This window comes from Halohasta litchfieldiae (assembly GCF_002788215.1).
GTDB classification, from domain to species: Archaea; Halobacteriota; Halobacteria; order Halobacteriales; family Haloferacaceae; genus Halohasta; species Halohasta litchfieldiae.
This window is the reverse complement of sequence record NZ_CP024845.1, coordinates 1,773,186-1,793,528: the sequence shown is the minus strand read 5'-3', so window position 1 is coordinate 1,793,528 and position 20,343 is coordinate 1,773,186. Positions and strand designations below refer to the sequence as shown.

At 61.1% G+C, this 20,343-nt stretch carries 21 protein-coding genes; 10 read left to right on the top strand and 11 right to left on the bottom strand.

All coding sequences use genetic code 11. The features are described 5' to 3' along the window. Positions 1-29: 29 nt before the first annotated feature. From polC to HALTADL_RS09070, 3 genes are all read right to left on the bottom strand, one after another. Complete coding sequence (gene polC / locus HALTADL_RS09080) at positions 30-5,096, bottom strand: DNA polymerase II large subunit (RefSeq protein ID WP_089670770.1); 5,067 nt, start codon at positions 5,094-5,096, stop codon at positions 30-32. A gap of 62 nt (positions 5,097-5,158) precedes the next feature. Then, positions 5,159-5,578: a PPC domain-containing DNA-binding protein gene (locus tag HALTADL_RS09075; protein WP_089670611.1), complete on the bottom strand. Its 420-nt coding sequence runs from the start codon at positions 5,576-5,578 to the stop codon at positions 5,159-5,161. 33 nt (positions 5,579-5,611) lie between these two features. Next, the gene (locus tag HALTADL_RS09070; protein WP_089670612.1) at positions 5,612-5,803 is read right to left on the bottom strand and encodes a hypothetical protein; all 192 of its coding nucleotides are present in this window, start codon (positions 5,801-5,803) and stop codon (positions 5,612-5,614) included. 131 nt (positions 5,804-5,934) lie between these two features. Here HALTADL_RS09070 and HALTADL_RS09065 point away from each other — a divergent pair, with 131 nt between their 5' ends. The 7 genes from HALTADL_RS09065 (at position 5,935) to HALTADL_RS09040 (ending at position 12,213) form a co-directional block, all read left to right on the top strand. Next, positions 5,935-7,158 (top strand): ABC transporter substrate-binding protein, encoded by a 1,224-nt coding sequence (locus HALTADL_RS09065; RefSeq protein ID WP_089670613.1) that lies wholly within the window; start codon positions 5,935-5,937, stop codon positions 7,156-7,158. Next, positions 7,159-7,332 (top strand): hypothetical protein, encoded by a 174-nt coding sequence (locus HALTADL_RS17355; RefSeq protein WP_162551705.1) that lies wholly within the window; start codon positions 7,159-7,161, stop codon positions 7,330-7,332. It begins immediately after the preceding gene. Beyond that, positions 7,329-8,519, top strand: coding sequence for a FecCD family ABC transporter permease (locus HALTADL_RS09060; RefSeq protein WP_089670614.1), 1,191 nt, complete (start codon positions 7,329-7,331; stop codon positions 8,517-8,519). Before HALTADL_RS17355 ends, HALTADL_RS09060 begins: the two co-directional genes overlap by 4 nt. Continuing rightward, positions 8,519-9,439 carry an ABC transporter ATP-binding protein gene (locus HALTADL_RS09055; protein ID WP_089670615.1) on the top strand — a complete coding sequence of 307 codons (921 nt, stop codon included), beginning with the start codon at positions 8,519-8,521 and terminating at the stop codon, positions 9,437-9,439. Before HALTADL_RS09060 ends, HALTADL_RS09055 begins: the two co-directional genes overlap by 1 nt. Before the next feature lie 97 nt (positions 9,440-9,536). Then, on the top strand, positions 9,537-10,457 hold the full coding sequence (locus tag HALTADL_RS09050; RefSeq protein ID WP_089670616.1) for a DUF7551 domain-containing protein: 921 nt from the start codon (positions 9,537-9,539) through the stop codon (positions 10,455-10,457). Between the two features lie 211 nt (positions 10,458-10,668). Further along, positions 10,669-10,971, top strand: coding sequence for an amphi-Trp domain-containing protein (locus tag HALTADL_RS09045; RefSeq protein WP_089670617.1), 303 nt, complete (start codon positions 10,669-10,671; stop codon positions 10,969-10,971). 168 nt (positions 10,972-11,139) lie between these two features. Beyond that, positions 11,140-12,213, top strand: a complete 1,074-nt coding sequence (locus tag HALTADL_RS09040) for an ATP-binding protein (protein ID WP_089670618.1) — start codon at positions 11,140-11,142, stop codon at positions 12,211-12,213. A 1-nt stretch (position 12,214) separates the two neighbouring features. Here HALTADL_RS09040 and HALTADL_RS09035 read toward each other — a convergent pair whose 3' ends face one another. Further along, positions 12,215-13,234: an NADP-dependent oxidoreductase gene (locus tag HALTADL_RS09035; RefSeq protein WP_089670619.1), complete on the bottom strand. Its 1,020-nt coding sequence runs from the start codon at positions 13,232-13,234 to the stop codon at positions 12,215-12,217. A 97-nt stretch (positions 13,235-13,331) separates the two neighbouring features. Here HALTADL_RS09035 and HALTADL_RS09030 point away from each other — a divergent pair, with 97 nt between their 5' ends. Together HALTADL_RS09030 and HALTADL_RS09025 are read left to right on the top strand one after the other, a co-directional pair. Beyond that, positions 13,332-13,652: a cupin domain-containing protein gene (locus HALTADL_RS09030; protein WP_089670620.1), complete on the top strand. Its 321-nt coding sequence runs from the start codon at positions 13,332-13,334 to the stop codon at positions 13,650-13,652. Between the two features lie 136 nt (positions 13,653-13,788). Continuing rightward, the gene (locus HALTADL_RS09025) at positions 13,789-14,859 is read left to right on the top strand and encodes a hemolysin family protein (protein WP_089670621.1); all 1,071 of its coding nucleotides are present in this window, start codon (positions 13,789-13,791) and stop codon (positions 14,857-14,859) included. A 133-nt stretch (positions 14,860-14,992) separates the two neighbouring features. Here the strand turns inward: HALTADL_RS09025 and HALTADL_RS09020 are convergent, their stop codons facing one another. After that, the gene (locus HALTADL_RS09020) at positions 14,993-15,229 is read right to left on the bottom strand and encodes a hypothetical protein (protein WP_089670622.1); all 237 of its coding nucleotides are present in this window, start codon (positions 15,227-15,229) and stop codon (positions 14,993-14,995) included. 34 nt (positions 15,230-15,263) lie between these two features. Between HALTADL_RS09020 and HALTADL_RS09015 the strand changes: the two genes are divergently transcribed. Then, positions 15,264-15,545: a hypothetical protein gene (locus HALTADL_RS09015; RefSeq protein WP_089670623.1), complete on the top strand. Its 282-nt coding sequence runs from the start codon at positions 15,264-15,266 to the stop codon at positions 15,543-15,545. On the opposite strand, the gene HALTADL_RS09010 is transcribed toward HALTADL_RS09015, so the two are convergent. From HALTADL_RS09010 to HALTADL_RS08985, 6 genes are all read right to left on the bottom strand, one after another. Then, a complete protein-coding gene (locus HALTADL_RS09010; RefSeq protein ID WP_089670624.1) occupies positions 15,495-16,277 on the bottom strand; it encodes a formate/nitrite transporter family protein in 783 nt (260 codons plus the stop codon). The genes HALTADL_RS09015 and HALTADL_RS09010 overlap by 51 nt on opposite strands. Before the next feature lie 110 nt (positions 16,278-16,387). Beyond that, positions 16,388-17,476, bottom strand: a complete 1,089-nt coding sequence (locus HALTADL_RS09005) for an AI-2E family transporter (protein WP_089670625.1) — start codon at positions 17,474-17,476, stop codon at positions 16,388-16,390. A 58-nt stretch (positions 17,477-17,534) separates the two neighbouring features. Beyond that, the gene (locus HALTADL_RS09000) at positions 17,535-18,146 is read right to left on the bottom strand and encodes a PGF-CTERM sorting domain-containing protein (RefSeq protein ID WP_089670626.1); all 612 of its coding nucleotides are present in this window, start codon (positions 18,144-18,146) and stop codon (positions 17,535-17,537) included. Between the two features lie 100 nt (positions 18,147-18,246). Beyond that, a complete protein-coding gene (locus tag HALTADL_RS08995; protein WP_089670627.1) occupies positions 18,247-19,164 on the bottom strand; it encodes a diacylglycerol/lipid kinase family protein in 918 nt (305 codons plus the stop codon). A gap of 269 nt (positions 19,165-19,433) precedes the next feature. Beyond that, positions 19,434-19,802: a NifU family protein gene (locus HALTADL_RS08990; RefSeq protein WP_089670628.1), complete on the bottom strand. Its 369-nt coding sequence runs from the start codon at positions 19,800-19,802 to the stop codon at positions 19,434-19,436. Between the two features lie 56 nt (positions 19,803-19,858). After that, positions 19,859-20,182, bottom strand: coding sequence for a DUF5783 family protein (locus HALTADL_RS08985; protein WP_089670629.1), 324 nt, complete (start codon positions 20,180-20,182; stop codon positions 19,859-19,861). Between the last annotated feature and the right edge of the window lie 161 nt (positions 20,183-20,343).

Below are 20,343 nucleotides of genomic sequence, written 5' to 3'. Positions count from 1 at the left end.
GGAGGGGTTCGAAAAGCGTCCGTAAAGAATTACATGAAGTCCGCGATACCGCTCTGTTTGTTTTTGTCGTTCTCGAAGACGGATTCGAGGGAGCGTTCGAGGATGTGGAGTCGCTGTTTGGTGTACTCCCGGCAGCCAAACCGCTCGGCGACCTCGATTGCGGTATCCATATACTTGTTGACCGACCCCTGATGGACCGTGAGGTTCACGCGGCCGCCACACTCTCGGCATTCACCCGACAGCGGCATCCGACGGTACTTTTCGTCGCAGTCGAGACACCGCGTTTTCTGGGACGAAAACGCCCGGAGGTTGCCGATCAAATCGGGGAGGAAGTGGTACTCGATGACGCGTTCGGCCACGTCAGTCTCGTCGACCGCCCGGAGTTTCCGGGCCAACTCCAGTTGGGCGTCCATCTTGTCCATCATCGAATCCAGCGTTTTGTAGGCCGAGAGACTCGGTCCCATGTGGATATCGGTCGTCGAGTGGGTGTGGTTAAACCCGTGATACTGATCGTCAGTATTGAGGGTGTCCTCGCCGGTCTGAATGTCGACCGACTCGGGGTCGGCCATCTTGAGGGTGGCCTCGTAGAACGATTGGGGGTAGGTGTCGACGATGTCCATGTTGTGGGCCTCATCGTCGATCTCTGCGGGGTCGATGCGCGAGGACATCACGAGGGGTGCATCCATCCGACCGCCTCGTTTGTTCGGCAGAAACTCCCGACTAAAGTTCAGTAGGCCGTCCATAAGCAGCATTACGCAGTCTTCGTCACCATCACACTGAGCGACCGATAGATCGTTGGCAATCAGTCTGTGTGTATCTTTGACAGTCAAGCAGTAGGTGTGTTCGGTATCCGAGGTAACGTACTCAACAGACGATAGAGCCTCTATGAGATAGTCACCACCGCCTCCATCGGAGAGTTGACTTTCGATAACATCGACACCATCGGCTTGTTTCTGGAGTCGATTCTCTTTTCGACTTAGATGGAAGCCAACCTTCTCAGCGAAGGCTGCTGCATCGTTTGATGAGATCGTTAGAATGTACCCGCGCTCTGATAGCACGGAGTCATCCTTATCATAGTGGTCTGGGAACCTTTCAGAGAGTTCGACCGGTTCCGTTTCCGAAATATCTCCAGCGATATCGAGTCGTGTCAGTAGTGCAAGCAGGTCCTGTTTCAACTCGGAACTTATCGTACTAGCAGACACTTGGAGCGTTCTCACATGTGCATGTCCATCACCACTGAAGTAGCCGCGAAGATAGCCCGCCACAATCTCATCTGGTGCATTGAAGATACACTGCGGGACACATTTTGTCTTCGCATAGATACCTGCATCCAACACCGTATCGAAGAACGTCCGAACCAGTCGACCTGAGACGGTTACTTTTGCGTCGTTTTCACGGTATGGCGATACGCCGAAACTGGTTTCGAATGTCTCGATGAAAAAGTCGCGGGCTTCCGTCTCGGTGCCACAGATCGTCGTCTGATGAATTGTTCCCTTTGGAGTCTCCTGTTCGCGTGCGAATCCCTCTGCAGCATAGTAGCCGAGGAGTGTTGCCACGTCTTCGGTGATCTCTACAGTACGATCCATTTCGGTTGAATCGCGTTTCACACCTAACGTCACGTCGTCAGGAACGAATGCGAGTACATCGTCGACGGAGTCACACAATTCAATCAGGATGTCAGCAGGAACACTTCCGCGGTAGAGATAATTACTCAGCGTTTTGTGCGACATCTCGAAGTGTTCAGCCGTGCTTTTCAGTGGGTAGAACTGGCCCTCCCAATCGTCGGCAAGTTTCGCTTCAAACAGTTCGTAGAGGACATCTTTTTCGATGCCTTTGATCATCAGTCGACTGTTTTCGATACCATCACTCCGAATGAACTCCGCCAGCAGATCGAAGCTCGGATTTTCATCAGCTGGCAGAACAGTATCGAGCTGTTCCGGTTTGATGAGCGAGTCTTGCTCAGTCAGCTCTGCGGCCTGCTTAGTCTGGCGTTCGCCGTTTTCGAACACCTGCATCTTGTGGTCCGGCGTTACGGTGATCTCACGGCCACTTCGTGTTTCGATGTTCACCATGTGATCCGGTGCGGGGTGTTTCGACAGCGCCTCGACTGGCTTCGTCACGACTGATCCAGTTTCGTCAATACTTGGGACGGAGACTGTGCCATCGATTTTCTCCACGAGCGTCCCGTAATCATCAGTAGCGGGGTCTTCAAGCCGGTCTTCGACCAGCGTCTCAATCGTCTCGTGGTGCCACGCGCCGGTTTCATCTTCGAACCAGAGTTTCGTTTCCGGATGGAAGCAGTTCCGCCGTTTTGCGGCATGGAAATATGGATGCGCATAGCCAACCGCCGCGCTGGTAAAGCCGACCACGCGACCGACGACTGCCGCGCTCGTGTGAGGGGCCATCCCGAAGACGAGTTCACCGATCAGGTCGTCGCGCTCATCGATATCGTAGAAAGCGGGCTGGCCATAGAACCGCTCCAAGAGGTCGTCGACGAAGTCCGCTGTCTTGATCATATGCTGGGCCGCGCCATCCGAGAGCACGATATCCTGAACGTTGAGTTCGACCACCTGATCGTCGTGTCTGAGCGGATCGCCTGCGATATCGGTCTCGTAGCCGAGGCCACGGAAATGGTCGGCGGTGACGTCAAGCTCCTCGGGCTTGACGGCAGTCACCGGCAGATCGGTCATATCGTACCGGACAGTGCCGTCTTTAAATGATGAGACGCCGTGCTTTGCCCGCAGAATGCCCTTTTCAATGGCTTCGGGTGTTTTGTTCGCCGAGGTGAGTCCCTTGACCCCTTTTAAAATCTTGAAGTTGCCTTCGCGTTCGTTGATCGCTTCGAGGGCCCCGCGATACTCGCTTCGGAGGTCGACGTCCTCCCACCCGGCGGCGGTGACATCCCGCTCACAACTCGGACACTCGACGCGGCCGGCCTCGTCGGGCTCGCAGACGATCTCACACTCCTCACATTCGTAGTGGGGTTCAGTGTGACTTCCGCAGTCGGGACACTGCGATCTGAACGTGCGTGTCTCGCAGTCCGGACACAGCCGCTGGTTGATTCGCATACTGTGGATGCCCCGTTTGCCCTGGTCGTCCATCGTCCGGGCGGCTTTCGCCACGTCCCGCTGGTTGCCACCGGCTTCGGTGATCGGGAACAGTGTATGCACTGCCGGTGAGAGGTCCCGCGATTCGGATTTCTCGGGTCGACCCATCCGTGCGCCGATCCGGGTTGGGGCCCGCTCGCGGACCTCGAAGGGCGCGACTTCGTTGACCGCTTCGACCGCGTTCTCGCCACCGTCCCACGTTTTTGATTCAGCCGAAAGGGACTCCCACGTTTTCGTTAACTCCTCGCTAACGCCGAGCGAGCGGACCAGCGGGAGCCAGTCGTGGATCTCGATTGTCTCGTCGGTCTGCTGGTGTTCGACAAGCAGGGTTTCGAGACTCGTCTGAACGGTTTCAGTGCGGTCGACCACGAGTAACTCGCCGCGGTCGACATCCGTGTGGATCTCGCCGTCGACAACAGCCTCAGCGAGTTCCTCGAAGGCCGAAACCGGAATATCGTGCCAGACGTAGGTGTAGTTCGGGTGGAGCGGGCAGTCGTACTCGGTTGCCCAGCGCAGGGCTTCTTGGGCGTCGGGGTCTTCGAGGTCGACATGAGGGTCGTCCAGCGCGGCCTGCACATCTCCCCCAGCGGCTTCGAACTCTTGGACCCACCATTCGTAGGCATACGAGGCGGGCGCAAGTGGATGGTTGTTCTCGACGAACTCGCCGTAGTTGACGAGGTACTCGCCGAGATCGAGAATTTCCACAACACCGTTTCTGAGTTCGAGTGCCTCTTCGGGATCGTCGATCCGCCGGACTTCGCCAGTCGCCAGCCGGACGGTCGGTCCCTCGATTGAGTCGACCGGAATAATCCCGGCGGCCTTGCCGGGTCGTTCGGTTTTAATCTGGGTTCCAGTAGCGAGAAAGTCGCCGATGATGTGCATCGTCGCCGGATGGACGCCTGCGGTCGCAAAGCCCAGATTTCGGGCACGGCCGTACCGGAGCCTGAAACCTCCGGATTCGGAGGGGTGACCGAAGACGGGTCGACCCGCAATCAGGTCGAGTAGATACTTCGATTTGGATTTGACGCGATTTGGTCCCTCGACCGTTTTGCTGTCATCCGGTTTCTCGTCGTCCTGTCCGTCATCCTCGGCTTCCGATTCGTCGTCTTCAGTGGTCTCCTCGTCACCGTCGCTACCTTCTTTTTCGCCTTCGATGGTTCCGTCAATCAGGTCTTGGAGCCACGGCCAGTCGACCTCGTCCAACTGGCGGGTGTAGCGCTGAATCTTGGGTGCTTTGAGCGCGATCCCTTCGGCCATCACCAGACACATGCCACCACGAGAGGAGTTGGTGTCGACGCGGTCGAGATCCCGGTAGCCCGAAACCTCCAGATCGCCGGTCGCCTCGCCGTCGAGCATAATCGGCATATTGGTCGCAATAAACCGACTCTCCTTGTCCTTCGGCGAGTACTGGAGCCCGGTATCCTTGTCGTAGAGATTGATTTCCTCGACGTAGCGTTCGATCTCGTCGTCCCGGCCCTTGTACTCCGCTAGGCCGAGGATACTCCGGGTGTAGTCGGCCACTAACACCGACAGCGCTTGGGCGGTCCCACCCGCAGACCGAATCGGGCCGGCGTAGTAGACGTTGACGAACTGGGTGCCGTCGTCGTTGTCGAGCAGTTCGACCCGGTCGATCCCTTCGATTGGTGCGGCAACCACACCCTCAGTGAGCAGGGCAACGGCTGTTCGGACTGCCCCCTCGATTTTCCCGGCTTTGCTGTCGTAGTCGCCGACCTCACCCTCGGCGAAATCCTTCGCCAGTTCGAGGGCGGCCTCCTCGCGGGACATCTGGCCTTCGAGTTCACGGACGCGCTCGGCGACATCCGGAATTCCCAGAATGTTCTCGACGCGGTCGGCCATATCCTTCGCAATCGGAATTTCGACCTCCGGCTCGGGGTCCTTGCCCTGGCCTTTGGCTCGTTCGGCGACCGCCATCGCCTCGTCAAGTCGACCTTCGATCCGGTCGAAATACTCCTCGTCGGCCGGTCGCATAGGGGTCCGGTTCGTTTCGTCCGCCGTGTCGTCATCGCCTGCCGGGCCGTCGCTCGTCTCGCTCACAACCAGAGATCCAGCTCGGTCGACTCGTCTCGCTCGCGGACCAGCGGCTGTTCAAACGCGCGGAAAAAGAGCTCGCCCGCAAACACTGTTCCGGCATTGAGATGGCCCGATAGCGTCTGGCCGCTCGCCCGCGAAAGGACGGCGTGAGTGTGGGCGAACAGCTCACCGTCCAGCAGGCCGACGTTGCCGACGCAGGCAGCGACCTCCAGCGGCTCATCGAACGTCACCGACTGGTATGCTTTGTCGTCTTGATCGTAAAACCAGATTTCGGCGTCTTCGACCGAGCCAATGGCGGAAAACCAGCCAGTTTCGGCCTCAACGTCGGCGGCGAGCGTTTCGATCTCCTCGCGCCAGTCCGCTCCGGTTTCGAGTCGCGCGGCGTACTCGCCGGTGACAGTGACCTCACGGTAGTTCATAGAATCCTCATTGTCACACCAAGGCAAAAAGCTTCAGTTCCGCCGCCCCCGCTCGGCGTCGAGCGCCGCACTCGCTGCGAGAACTACATCGTCGGCGTACCGCGAGCCGACGATCTGGTGGTCGACCAGACGTCCTTCGTCGGGATGGGTTGTTAGGTCGACGCTGGTGTGGTGTCGTTTCTGCCCGGCGGCGTTGGCTCGCTCCGGGCTCTTGCTGCCGGACACGGGTCACCGACCTGTCCCCGGTGTGAGCGTCCGTACTGAGTTACTGATACGGTACTGCGAACACGGCGACCACAGGTTTAGGCTGGCCAAAACATCGAAACGCATTTAATTCTTTAGGCGGGCCTAAACACATGGATCACGGTCCCACGGATCACGAGACCTTCACGCGACGCGGCTATCTTGCTGGGAGTAGTGCCATCGTCGGCGGTGGGCTGCTTGCTGGCTGTACCGGCGACGCGAACCAAGCCTCAGCCACCGACTCCGAACCAGTCGACAACGGGTCAGAACCAGTCGACAACGGGTCGGAGAGTGCTGACGACGCGTACACGGCGACGATCTCGCCGATGGGCGAGGTCAGCTTCGAGTCGCCGCCCGAGACGGTCTTCACGCGACTCACCCACCACGCCGGGATGGCATTCGCTCTCGGCCGCGGGGACTCGATCACGGCGATGCATGCGCCCGACTACTACGACGGGCTGTGGAACCAGTTCGTCGAGCGCCTCCCGGGTGTCTCGCTGGACTGGACCGGACTCTACTCCTCGTGGGAGCCGAGCAAGGAGCAACTCTACGCGTTGGATAGCGATATCCACCTTGCTGATCCGGCGTGGATCACCAAACAGGACAGTTGGGACGAAGCAGACATCGAGAAGATCGGGACGGCCATCTCGCCGTGGTTCGGTAACTCGCTTTCTGATCGCCACGCAGAACCCGCGGCCGCCTACGCCGATGACTACGAGTACTACACGCTCTGGGAGCAGTTCGAACGCGTCGCCGAGGCGTTCCAAGAACAGGAGCGGTACGAGGCGCTCGCCGCGGTCCACGACGACCTGTTGTCGACCATCGAATCGACCCTCCCGGCCGAATCCGAGCGTCCCTCCGCGGTGATGCTCGCATCGGCTGATATCGAAGAGATCTACGCCTACACGCTGGATACTCCCGGCTTCCTGACTGCCCACACCCAACCGCTCGGCGCACGGGACGCCTTCGAGGGCGCGGTCGAATCGAACTCGGTGGTCGACTTCGAGACGCTGGTTGCGGCCGATCCCGACGTTATTCTGCTGCTCGGTGGCTTCGAGCCGGGGACGAGCCTCCCCGAGCGACGCGAGGCATTTGCATCCGATCCGGTGGCGTCCGAGATCACGGCCGTCCAGGACGACCGGATGTATCCACAGGGGGCCAGATACCAGGGACCGATTCTCAACCTGTTCCAGCTGGAGATGACCGCCAAACAGCTGTACCCCGATGCGTTCGGCGCGTGGCCACAGTACGTGGAGGGCCCATACCCCGAAATCCCCGCAGACGAACAGCTGTTCGACCGCGAGACGGTCGCCGCGATCATTAACGGAGAGCTATAAATGGGTCCGTCGACCACCCAATCGACCGAGTACGACCCCGAGGTCGTTCCCGTCGGCGGTGGTCCCGAAGCCATCGTCGATTCGGTCGACACTGAGACACGCCTCGAATCGGGTGGGGACGCTGCCAGTTTGGCCGCTCTCGATGGACCGGCCCCCGAGTTGGAGGCCCGATGAGCAACCGAGAGCCGACCGTCGGGACCGACCAATCGAGGCGGTCGACGCCCAGTCAGCACCGATTTGCGTGGCTGTTCGATCCGAAACTGCTGGCGGTCGTCCTCGGCAGCCTCGCGGTCGTCCTGATCGGCGGGCTGATTCAGGTTAGCCTTGGGTCGTACTCAATGACGCTCATCCAAGCATGGCAGGCCGTGTTCAATCCGGATGTTCTGTTCAACCCACGAGCGTGGCAGGCGTTCCTACTCGGCGGGCAAATTAACATCGACGTCCTTCTGAACCCCTTCGCGTGGGAGTCGCTCATCGTCACCGCCGGGCTTCCGGAGATGAGCACCGAGAGCCTCATCGTCTGGAACATTCGCATCCCGCGCGTGTTCGTCGCGATTCTCGTCGGGATGAACCTCGCACTTTCGGGGGCCATCTTTCAGGCCGTCACACGGAACGAACTCGCCAGCCCGTTTATCCTCGGCGTTTCCTCCGGTGCGGGGCTGATGATCCTGCTGACGCTCGTCGTCTTTGGCAGCCTCGCGTCGTTTCTGCCCATCATCGCTTCGGTTGGCGGCGCGCTCGCCTTTCTGATCGTCTACGCCATCGCTTGGAAGAACGGCACCTCGCCTATGCGGCTGGTGTTGGCGGGTGTCATCGTCGGCACCGTCTTCGGCAGCCTCCAGACCGCGCTGTTCTTTTTCGCCGACGATATCGGCGTCGTCCAGTCGGCGATTGCGTGGACCACTGGCTCGCTGACCGGGACCGACTGGCAGCAGGTCCGACTCGCCCTGCCGTGGACGGTCGTGGCCGTCCTGCTCGGTGTCGCTGGCTCCCGGCAGTGTAACGTCTTGCTCTTGGGCGAACAGACCGCCAAATCGCTGGGGATGTCGATTGAAAAAGTCCGCTTTGGGCTGTCGGGGGTGGCCGTCTTGGCCGCCTCAGCCAGCATCGCGGTTGCCGGCATCGTCGGTTTCGTCGGCCTGATCGTCCCCCACATGGTCCGGAACCTAGTTGGCAGCGACTACCGGAAGCTGATCGTCGGCTCGCTGTTCGTCGGCCCGGCGCTGATGGTCGGCGCGGATGTCGGCGCACGACTCGCGCTCAATCCGGTCCAGATCCCGGTCGGCATCGTCACCGGACTGGTCGGCGGGCCGTACTTCCTGTATCTGATGCGGAAACAGGACTCCATGGGTGAGATGTAATGTTCAATATTGCTTCGATCACACAGGGACAGCGGGACGAAGACGAATCACGCGAAAAGACGAATGCAGACCCAACGCGCTCGGCGTCGACACTCACCGGCGAAGAACTCGTCATCGGCTACCCCGGCGTCGACCGGCCCGTCATCGACGGCGAAACGATCACCGCCGAGCAGGGCGCGGTCACCGCCCTCGTCGGCCCCAACGGCTCCGGCAAGAGTACCCTTTTAAAAGGACTCGCCAACCAGTTGGCTCCCGACGACGGCTCAGTACTGATCGACGGGCAAGACATCCACACCCTCGACACAAAGGCGCTGGCCCGAAAGCTCGGCCTGCTCTCCCAAGAGAGTACCTCGCCGGATAGTATCACCGTCGAGGATCTGGTGTATCACGGTCGGTACCCTCACCGCGGGTTTTTCGAACACGTGACCGAGGAAGACGAGTGTGCGGTCGACAACGCCATCGACCTCGCGGGCTGTGGCCACCTGCGTGACCGGGAAGTCGGCAGTCTCAGTGGCGGCCAAAAACAGCTCGCGTGGATCGCGATGGTGTTGGCCCAAGACACCGACGTCCTGCTGCTCGACGAGCCGACGACGTTCCTCGATCTCCACCATCAGTTGGAGGTCATGGATATCATCGAGACGCTCCGGGACGAGAGGGAGATCACGGTCGTTGTCGTCCTCCACGACATCGAGCAGGCCGCCCGCCACGCTGACACCATCGTCGCCCTGCGGGACGGCGAAATCAAGGCCCGCGGCCCGCCCGAGGATGTCGTTACCGAAGAGTTGCTGGCGGATGTGTTCCGGATCGACGCCGAGGTCGACACCACAGACCGTGATCCCCGGGTCACTCCGATCCGTGCCCGCCACGACCAGCCCGAAGCCGAGGCGTCCGACTCGGAGGTCGATCCGGCGAGTCAGTAGCACCGGACGACTTCATCAACGGCGAGCTGTAGCCACTTTGACCCCACAGATGCGACATATCAATCCACCCTCCACCAACTTCACTCACCACCAACCCATGATCGGAACGACACTCAGCGACATTCGCGCCCACATCGAATCGCTCGCCAGCCCGACGGGGCGCTACTACCTCGTCTGTAGCCGTACCGGCGACCGGCCAGTCCCCGCCGACGGGCTCTACTTCGACAGTCGACCAACTGCCCGTGCGGCGGCGACCGCGACCGAACGCTACCGGACGGCGCTCCGCCGGTACGATCTACAGCTCCCCGCTCACGACGTCATCGTCTCCGAACGGGCCGAGGCGATTCGGTCGCCCGACGACCCACAGTATCGGCTTCCCGGCTCCGTCGACGCCGACACCGTGGCCGATCCAACACCCGCCTGCGACGGGGATCGGTCGCTGATCGACTTCTGTCACACCGTCGCCGGCGTCGTCTTCGAAACCATCGCCGACTCCCCGCATACGGGTGTCGAAAACGCCATCATGGATCGCTATCTGTCGCTGGCCGAAACGGTCGACCACCCCGACGAATGCTGTCTCCGACTGCTCGAAGCCGTCGCATGCGAACTCGACAGTCGACTCACCCCCGATCAGCAGGCCGACCTCCTCCGGGCGGCCGCCACCGAGCTTCCCCAACCGTCGCCCCCCGACTCCGGCGTCGACCCGCTCGACGCGGCGCTGTCGGCCCTCCAGTCGGTTGCCCTGCTCGACGAGTACACGGTCGACACCCGGGAGGCCTCCTGTACGGCAACCACCTGGGCGGTGACCGTCGACGACTACCTGCTCGTGAGCGAGGCAACCCGTGTGGTGACACTGCCGCTGGTCGTCGAACTGTTTCGGCGACTGTCGACGGTCGGCCTTCGGATCTCTGCGGTCGAGCGTCGCGGCGGCTCACCGCTCATGTGGCAGTTCACACTCACCGCGACCCCGACTGCCTCGAAGGGGCCACTGAGTATCGTCACCGCAGGCCGCTCATGAGCGGTCAGCCGGCTCCCGTCGACCGGAGTGGCTCGCTGGCCGATTCTCACGCCGAAGCGATGGCACTCGTGGGGACGGTCAGCCCGCTGGTGACCGAGCGGCTGGCTGCGACCGTGTTCGATGTCGGGGTGTCGACCGACAGTCGAGTAGTGCTCACCGCTCCGAGTGATACATCACGGTACATTTGCCTCTCGAAGCCGTACAACGGACTATGTCCGATCACGAATCAGCAGCCGAGACCGACGACGAGCGAACGACCATCCGGGCGGGCCGTAACTTCGAACAGAACTACCGGCTCGACGCCAGCGAGGCCGGCGAGTTCCTGATCGCCCTCGGCGAACAGCTTCGCGACGGCGATGAGCTGACGCTCTCCGACGACGAGTGGGAACTCCCCTTCCAGTTCGGTGAGCCGATAGAACTCGAAGTCGACTTCGAGGGGATGGACGACCCCGAACTCGAAATCGAACTCGAAATTCCGGGCCGCACTGACGAAACCGCGCCGCACGTCGCATAGAAGAGACTGCGTTCGTTGGTCGACAGGCGACACCACCGACTTGCTCGGAGGTGGTGTATCCGCGTGTTCGTACTGCTACACAGGGTACGGTGTCGACTGGCTGTGTCAATATACCAGATATTGTCCGTATCCGGAAGGCTAAAACGGCTGTTTTCCGGTTGCTAGGCCGTGGTTTCCAGTACGCTCCGAGCGAACGCGCCGCTGTTTGTCGTCGCCCTCGGAGCGGTGCTGTTTTGCATCTCGGTGAGCTATCATGCTGTCGAATATCTCGCTCTCGATGGCTCGGCTGGGCCACTGCTCGCGTTGCTGTTGGATGGGGGTCCGGCGCTTGCTGTCGTCTACTTCGGCTACCGGCTCTCAGAATCCGAGCTGTCGACCCACAGCCAGTACACGGTGTTGCGTTGGGGAGTCGGCGGCGACCTGCTGGTTTTCGGGGTAATGGCGGCGACCCATATCGTTCGGGCTGTCGAGGGTCGTCCCACCTCCGAGCCGGTGTTCTCGCTGCTGATCGCCGTCGACATCGGTCTTATTGCGGGGCTGGTCGCCGGCTACAACAACGCTTGGGCACGGGCAGATGCCCAGCGGGCGGAGGTGGTCAGCGATGCGCTGGGGTTCGTCAACCGACTGACTCGTCACGATCTGCGGAACGATCTGGCCGCGATTCAGGGGTACGCCGACTCCCTCGACGGGTCGACCACTGACACCGAGTCGGGCCGCGATCCAGCCACGATCATCGCTCGGAACGCCGACGAGGCACTCATCCGCATCGAGACCAGTCGCGCGATCACCGAGACGCTGCTTGACGATCCGGAGCTCGAAGCCGTCGACCTCGTCCCTATCGTCACCGAGTTCGCCGACCGGATCGGGGATTCGTTTGCTGTTTCGGTGACGACTGACCTTCCAACGGAGGCGGTCGTCGCCGCCAACGACGGTGTTCGGCCGGTCGTCGACAATCTCCTCGAAAACGCCGCCGAACACAACGATGCCAGCGACCCCCGAATCGAGGTCGCAGTCGACACCGAGCCCGAAACCGTCCGGCTCCGGGTCAGCGACAACGGCTCCGGCATTCCCGACGCCCAGCGACGGGCACTTTTCGAGACCGAGCAACGGGCCGCTAGCGGGCTCTCGCTGGTCTCAACGCTGGTCGAGGCCTACGACGGCGAGATTCAGGTTGCAGACAGCGAGTTGGGTGGGGCGGCGTTCGTCGTCGACCTGCCACGAGCCGACGGAAGCGAAACGTAGCCTACGCCGAGCGGTCAGCTACCTGCACGACCTGTTTGCCGATGTTGTCCCCCGAAAAGAGGCCAAGGAAGGCATCGGGGGCCTGTTCGAGTCCGTCGACAATCGTTTCGCGGTGAGTGAGCTCGCCGGCTGCAACCCACGCACCGAGCTGCTCGCTGGCCTGTCCAAAGCGGGTGGCGAAGTCGTTGACCAGTAGTCCCTGCACTGTAGCCCGCGGCGCGATGATCTGGGGGAGTTTGCGTGGTCCCGTTGGAACGCTTTCGGCGTTGTAGTGGGCGATCTGGCCGCAGACAGCAACGCGGGCATCGATATTCAGCTGCGGGAACACCGCATCGGTGATCGGGCCACCGACGTTGTCGAAGTAGACGTCGACACCATCGGGTGCGGCCTCAGCGAGTGCCTCGCTGTAGTCGTCAGTGGTTTTGTAGTTGATCGCCGCGTCGTAGCCCAGATCCTCAGTCAGCCACGCGGTCTTCTCGTCGGAGCCGGCGAAGCCGACGACATGACAGCCGTTGAGCTTCGCGATCTGGCCGACGACCGAGCCGACCGCACCGGCGGCCCCGGATACGACCACCGTCTCGCCGGGCTTTGGCTCGCCGACTTCGAGCAGGCCGAAGTAGGCTGTTCGGCCGGGCATGCCGAGCGTGCCCAAATACGCCGGTGGGTCGGCGACCGATGGGTCGACGGGGGCGACCTCGTCGGCATCGAGGACGCTGTAGTCGGCCCAGTTCCCCTCGCCGGTGACCAGATCGCCCTCGCTGTACTGCTCGCTGTTACTTTCGACGACTTCGCCGACGACACCGCCTTTCAGGGCGTCGCCGACCGCCCACGGTTCGGCGTACGATTCGCCCGCCGACATTCGGCCCCGCATATAGGGGTCGACCGAGAGATAGTCGATCCGGACGAGCAGTTCGCCCGGCGCTGGCTCCGGAACCTCGGTTTCTCGGAGTTCGAAACAGTCCAGATCCGGTTCGCCCGCAGGTCGCCTGGCGAGATGCCACTCACGTGTTGTATTGTCCACAAGCTACCCACGTGCGGTCGACCCAAGACCCTTGGGACACTGACCGAGCCGACCGGAGCCACAGCATACTTTCGGCTCGGGCCAGAACTGTCGGCTGATGTCCTACACGAAAGTCGACCATGAGGATGTAGAGCCAGTTGGTGGCGGACTCCACTTTCTGCGTGAGCCGCTGAACTGCGACCAACTCGGCGTCTCGGTCCTTACCTGCGACCCCGGCTGGGAAGGCAAACCCCACGACCACGCCGCTGACGACCAGGAGGAAGTGTACGTCCTCGTCGAGGGTTCGGCGACGGTGACGGTCGACGACGAGGACGTGTCGATGGAGGCAGGCGACGCGCTCCGAATCGCACCCGAAAGCACGCGACAGGTCCACAACGGTGACGACGAGAGCCTGTTCGTCCTCGCTGGGGCACCCTAACGAGTCGTTCGGACGGTCCGAGCATCAAACCCGTGTGAGCGCTCTCGCGTTGGCGTCGCTCGGTCGGAAAGTCGGTCGACGGTCCTCTCCGCCACGTCACTCTTATTAATGTCTCTCGTAGCACAAGTCCCATCCGATGATCACCACGGAGATATCGCTTCGTCTCGTCGCCGGTGTCGGTCTCATCCTCGCCAACGGCTTTTTCGTCGCCATCGAGTTCGCTCTGACACGAGCCCGACAGTTCACCGAACAGGAGTTCGTCGCTGGGGGACACACTGCACTCCAGCGGGCGTGGGAGATGACACAGAACCTCGAACTGTATCTCACAACCTGTCAGGTCGGGATCACGGCCTCAAGCATCGCCGTCGGTATCGTCGCCGAACCCGCACTGGCGGCGCTGTTTGAACCGCTGTTTGCCGACACGCGGCTTGCTTCGGTCGGTGGTGGGGCCGTGCTCGCCTTCCTGCTGATCAACCTCGTCCACCTCACCCACGGCGAGCAGACGCCGACCTACCTCGGCGTTGAGCGCTCCCGGACGGTGTGTCGCTACGGTGCGACGCCGTTATACTGGTTTCATCGCCTGATCTCGCCGATCATCACACTCGGCGACGGCATTGCCAAATGGACGCTGAAGTTGTTCGGCGTCGAAATGACTGGCGCGTGGCTTGAAACCGAAACGGATGTTATCGAATCGCGGGCCGACCTCCGAAACCGTCTCGACTCGCTGCTCGACGAGGGTGGGCTTTCCGAGGAGCGACACGAGGAGGTGATGAACGCACTGCGGATCGGCGAGCAGCCGGTCCGCGAGGTGATGATTCCCGCCGAGGAGATCGTGGCGCTCTCGACGGCTGTCGACCCCGCTGAGAACATTGACCGAATGGAAGCCCATCCACACACCAGATATCCCTTGATCGGCGAGACGCTCTCGGAGTTCCACGGCGTCGTCTATGTGCCAATCGTAACCAGACATCGTGAAGCGTTCGCCGACGGGACCATCGACTTCACCGAGATCGCCGCGCCGCCGATGACGCTCTCGCCGGATGTCGACGTGAGCGACGCCATCGATCAGTTCCAAACCGAACAGCAGGAACTCGCGCTTGTGATTGAGGACGGCGAGGTCTGCGGACTGGTTACGGTTACTGATCTCTTGGAGTCGGTGATGGGGAGTATCGAGGATCCAATCGATACGGAATCGATTCAGGACTGAGGCCCTGAATTACTCCAGAACTGTGCCCCGGAATCACTCCAGAACTGAACCTGTGGCGCGTCGACACAGTGTCACTGGCAAATTGTAACGGATCCGAAGAGTGCAGCCTGTACTGCAAACGAACGTCGCGAAGTTATCTGAGTGCTGTGAGTTTTGGGATGAACTTCTCGGTGGCCATCAGATAGGCAAAGTAGAACGCCAACAACCCGATCAGTGCAACCCAGCCACCAAGGGCGGACTCTCCCCCCTGTACCGTGAGGAGTGCAGACCGTTCAAGTAAGGCACCACCAATCGACAGAGACAGGCTTCCGACCGCAAAAAATGCCAGTTCGAGAAACTCCGGCAGTATATCGAGTAGTGTTGAATCCATGGTGTACCGCTAGCAGTAGCTCATTGAGAATCTTTTGATTTTCCTACTGTTGCTCGGGCTGCTGGTCAGCTGGCTGGTCCATATCTCGGTGTACGGCGAGGCGGGGTCGACGGTCGCCAACGCGGCCATCGAGAGCGTCCCCGGAGCCATCGTCATCGCGGTCGTCGGGCTTTCGTCTCCCGGGATCCTTCCGGTCGCAGTCCTCCCGAATCTGGAAGCGGAGTCCGAGGGCGGCAGTCTCGGTGAGTTGGACGCCCGACGCTGCTCAGTCGACTTCGGAGCCCCACACTTGGGCGACGTGGCTGAGCGTCACTAGGCCGACCCCGCCGACGACGTTCCCAGCCGTGCCGACACCGAGCACGACAGCCAGCTGTCCCAACTCGATCTGTGCTCCGAACAGCAGCCCCAGAAAGACGTGGAGACCCGTGACGACGACGTGATCAAACGGCCCGAGAGCCAGTAGGAAGCCGACGCTGTAGGCCAGCGTGATCTGGCTGCCGACGCTGTCGACGGCCTCCAACATGAACGACAGCAGGCTGACGAGCGCGCCGCCGATGATGGCGCTGGCGAAGACGGTCAGCGGTGTCCGGCCGGCGATCCGCGCGGCGACTGTTCGCAACGCGTGTCCCGACCCTGCCGGGAGGGCTCCGTCGACGGCGACGACGAACGAGAACAGCCCGCCGCCGACGAAGTTGAACACGAGTGTCAGCGTCCAGAGCCGGACGAGCGACCCAACGAGCCATGCATCGTCGTGATCGACCGCCGTCGCAACCGGGTCGAAGAAGTTCTCGTTGAACAGTTCGGCGCGGCCGACGACGAGGAAGACGACGCCGATGCCGAAGGTGAGCGCGCCAGCGACCGTCGCCGCGTCGCCGAACTGCGGTTCGACGAGCGCCTCGACCGCCCCGAGGGCTGCCATCCCGAAGACGATGGTAAACCCCGCGATAAAACTCGTCGAGACGAGTTCGAGCGTCGACTGGTCGAGCCGTCGCTGGCCCTCTTCGACTGCACGCTGAAATATTTCGGGCGGTGTTGGCCCAACAGGCATAGAGTTGTGGTTTGACTGACACGCAAATAGTAGATCCCGAATACCGGAGTAAGCCACAGCCATCGGGCACTCGATCTCTCAGGGGTGGGTGATCTCAATGTGGAACTGGCTCAGTTGAACGTGACTCGGTCGGCAAAGTGGGGGAAGATCTGGTGGGCATAGTGGACCGCAAACACGAGGATGACCGGGCCGAGCAACAGCCCGTACCAGCCGAAGACCAGTGTGCCAAGGAGGTACGAGAGGAGGATCAGCCCGACATGGATGCCACTGAGCGAGGACAGATACGACCGAATGAAGAAATCGGGAATGAAGTCGACAACAACCATTGTGACGAGCAGGTAGACGACCGGATGCCACAGCGGTGCTTGGCCGAGGAGAGCGAGACCACCGAGATACAGCGCATAGGGAAGGTAGACGATTTTCATTCCGACAACCGGAATCAGAGTGGCGATCCCGATCAGCAGACTGAGCAGTACCGGAATGAGAACGATATTGCCACCCGGCGCAATGAAATTGAGCGCGACATAGGTGACCGCTGCAATGATTGCGGTGACCGCGATAATCGCGAGGTTCCCGAAAAACACCGTCTGGAGATCGTTGTCGACATCGTTCAGGAATTTCTTGACTCGTTGATCGTCGACGTTGCTGAAAAACCAGCCAGCGAGCTTTTGATCGTCTCGCAGGAAATAATAGAGGAAGATGAACATCAACACGAGGTAGCCGACGAGCGTAAACACCAGCCCAAGGACACCGGTGACACCGCCAAAGGCGCGTCCGGCCAGTTGCCGAATATCCCCCGGCAGTGGCTGATTCGGATTGCTGAGCAGTAGCTCTCCGAGCCGCTGGAGCCGGCCCTCGCGTGCAAGCGAGATGTAGGGCTCGAAATACGCCCGGTACTGCGTGAGCGAATGGCGTGCGAGAAACTGGTCCAACTCCGCGAGTGCCTGAAACAGTCCATAACCGATGACGACAAGCAGGGGCACAACGATGGCGAGGATCGTTAGTGTCGCGGCGAGACCTTGAGAATCGATATGCTCATCCAGTCGACGATACAGTGGGCGTGTGGCATAATACAAAAAGAGCGCAAACAGAAAGACGCCGATCTGTTTGTACAGTGCAAATGTTATCAGTCCCCCAATAACGAGCCCAAGCAGGAGCCAGATCGCCCACCCGACGGTACGGTCACTGGACGTGCTCATACGGAATGGGGAGGTAGTAGCTGAAAAAGCGTCGTGGCCCGTTAGTTGTCGGATACAGCTATTCGGCTTGGAGCCGTCGACGCAGTGCGAGAACTGAGGCCGAGCCGAGGCCGACGACAGCGGCTCCCACGCCGAACCCGGGGGTTGTCGACCCCGTTTCCCCATCCTCCGGGCCGATCTGTACGGCCCCAACCCGTTCTAATCGGAGCGCCATGAAGCTCTCCGGACAGGGCCGTTGTGAATCGACCACGAACAGTTTCCCCTCGTGGATCTCCTCGTTGCCCTCCTCGGCGTAGATGATTGCCGACGTCGACTGCCTGTCTTCTTCGATCCGGTCGATAAGGCGCGTTTCGTAGGCCATGATCTCCGCGTCGGACGCTAAGATGTCACACGACTCGACGCCGACATCGATCCCCTCGGTGGCCTCCACGTTGACGACCTGCATGAACAGGCCGGTGTAATCGTCACCGGAGAGCGTCGGGACCGTCGTGGAGATGGCGACGTCGGTGAACACTGGCTCGATATCATCGCCGTCGCTGTCGTTCTGTGCGGAAGCGATACTCGGGACGACCGCTGTCGCTGCTATGCCCGCACTGCCAGCAATGAATCCGCGCCGTGAGAATGACCCACGCTTCGCTGCTGGTCGCTGCTGTTCGGCGGATCTGTCCATACCCAACCTACCAGTGGTCGACGCTAAAGTGCGGTGGCCGTCGCTGTCGAACACGCACAGACAGTATCACTCTACTGTCCCTCAAATTGAACGACGGCTCTCAGGGGACTGGTGTGTATGCAGACCCCACTCGAACCGTGAGCGCCTGTGGGACGATTCCGAACTGCACCGTCTCGAACGTTCGTATCTCTCCATCGAGACTGAACCGGATCGGCTCCGAGACGAGCGAGTCGATACCGAGCCGGGTCGTCTCGAAGGTCCGGATATGTGAGCACTCTCGCCCGAGGAGTCGACCTTCGATGGCGTCCCGCAGGGCCGTGCCGGGCATCTGTTCGATGATCTCGACATCGAGCAGTCCATCTTCGGCGTTGGCGTGCCCGCCTGCGGTCCCGAACCGACGCAAGTTCCCGACAACCACCGCGAGTGCTTCGTCCGTCCATACCACCTCGTCGCCACCCCCGCGTGCGTCGACTGTCACATCGAGGCCGTCGAACGTCTGTCCCGCTTTCAGCCCGCCGATCAGGAACGCGGCCGATCCGAACCGCTGTTTCAGTCCTCCCGTCGTCGCATCGCTTACCTCGGCTGGCAGCCCCGCAACGGCCGACATGACGAACGGTTCGTCGTTCGCCACTCCCAGATCAAGCCGTCTCCGCTCGCCGCCGGTGGCCACCTCGAACCCCTCGCCGAGGCCGTCGATTCCGAGGTCCTCGGCGATGATGTTCTCGGTCCCGGCGGGAACCACACAGAGCGTCACTGTATCGAGGGCGTCGACTGCGAACAGCCCCTGAATCACTTCGTGGACCGTTCCATCGCCGCCGCAGACCGCAAGCATGTCGACACCCTCGGCGGCCGCCTGTTTTGCGAGGTCGACTGCGTGACCGCTTCGTTCGGTTTCGACGACCGGAAACTGGTGAAGTGCCGCCAGCCGGTGGACCGTCTCAACGTGGTCGGCCTCACCGCTCACGGGATTGACGATGAGTCGACGGTCGGCTGGTCGACCCGACCGTGGCTCGCCCATGGAACACGCAAACGGGACGGGGCCGTAAGTACGGTATGGCAGTTCTGTTCTGCGAGCTGGGATGCGACTGTGTAACCGTCTGTTTCGGTCGTGATCCGCTGGTATCAACGGAGCGTGTTCTGAACCGTTTAGAGCAGTCGACACTGTCCAACGCTGTTTCCTATCGTTGTATCTGGTTTATCGACTGTCGACTGCGAAAACCTGCGGTTCTGTGCAAACCACGAGAAATGCTTCCGCAAAGCCCCGGACTGCCGAAAATGAAAAACGCGTTAGAACGGGGCCTGTGGGCCTTCGTTGCCACCGTCGTCGTCGCTGCTGGTCTCACCGGGGAACGAGGGGCTCATGCCTTCGGTTTCGCCCATCTCCGGCTCGCCGCCCATGCCGGTGTTGGCTTGGACCTCGTTGATCTCGGGGATCTCCTTGACCATCCGGGTTTTGATCGCTTGGATCGTCATCGGGGAGATGCCACAGCCCGAACAGGCACCGCCGAGCTGGATGTGGACCTCACCGCTTTCCTCGTCGAGGTACTCGATGGCGGCGTTGCCGCCGTGCATCTGAATCTGGGGGAAGTTGCGGCGCAGGAAGTTCACCACGCGGTCTTTGAGGTCGCTGTCCGACGCTGCTGAATCCGTACTCATGCCTTTTTGTTGGGAAGCAACAGGCTTAGACCTTTGGTTCGGACTGGATTTTCGGACTACTCCGTCATGCGGAACGTCTGCCGAAGTTCCAGCTCGATTTCGTCGGTGTACTCCGCGAGGACCTCCTCGAACCGCTCGCGGTCGACCACCACACCTTCCAGTCGCTCGTAGGGCTCATCGGGCAGTTCGATGTCGAACCCCTCTCGCTCGGCGTTGTAGAACGGCTCGCTCTCGTTGAGCACCTGCTGATCGATAGCGTGGATCAGCGTCGAATCGTAGGTGTCGTTCATCGTGTTGAACGCGTTCTTGTAGGCCCGCTGGAGCTGCGGAAAGTAGTTCGCGTACTTGTCTTCGAACTGCTCGGGATCGAACTCGACCATACCTACCAGTTCGGTAGCATCCTGAAAAACGGGCCGATCCGAAGGGGAGAGACGAGACCGCCGCATCGCTCTCAGATGATTAGTTAAAAAACAACAGTGGGGGGGGGGGACACTGCCCGGCAGAGTGGGACGAGACAGACAGCACCGGATGGGGGAGTCGA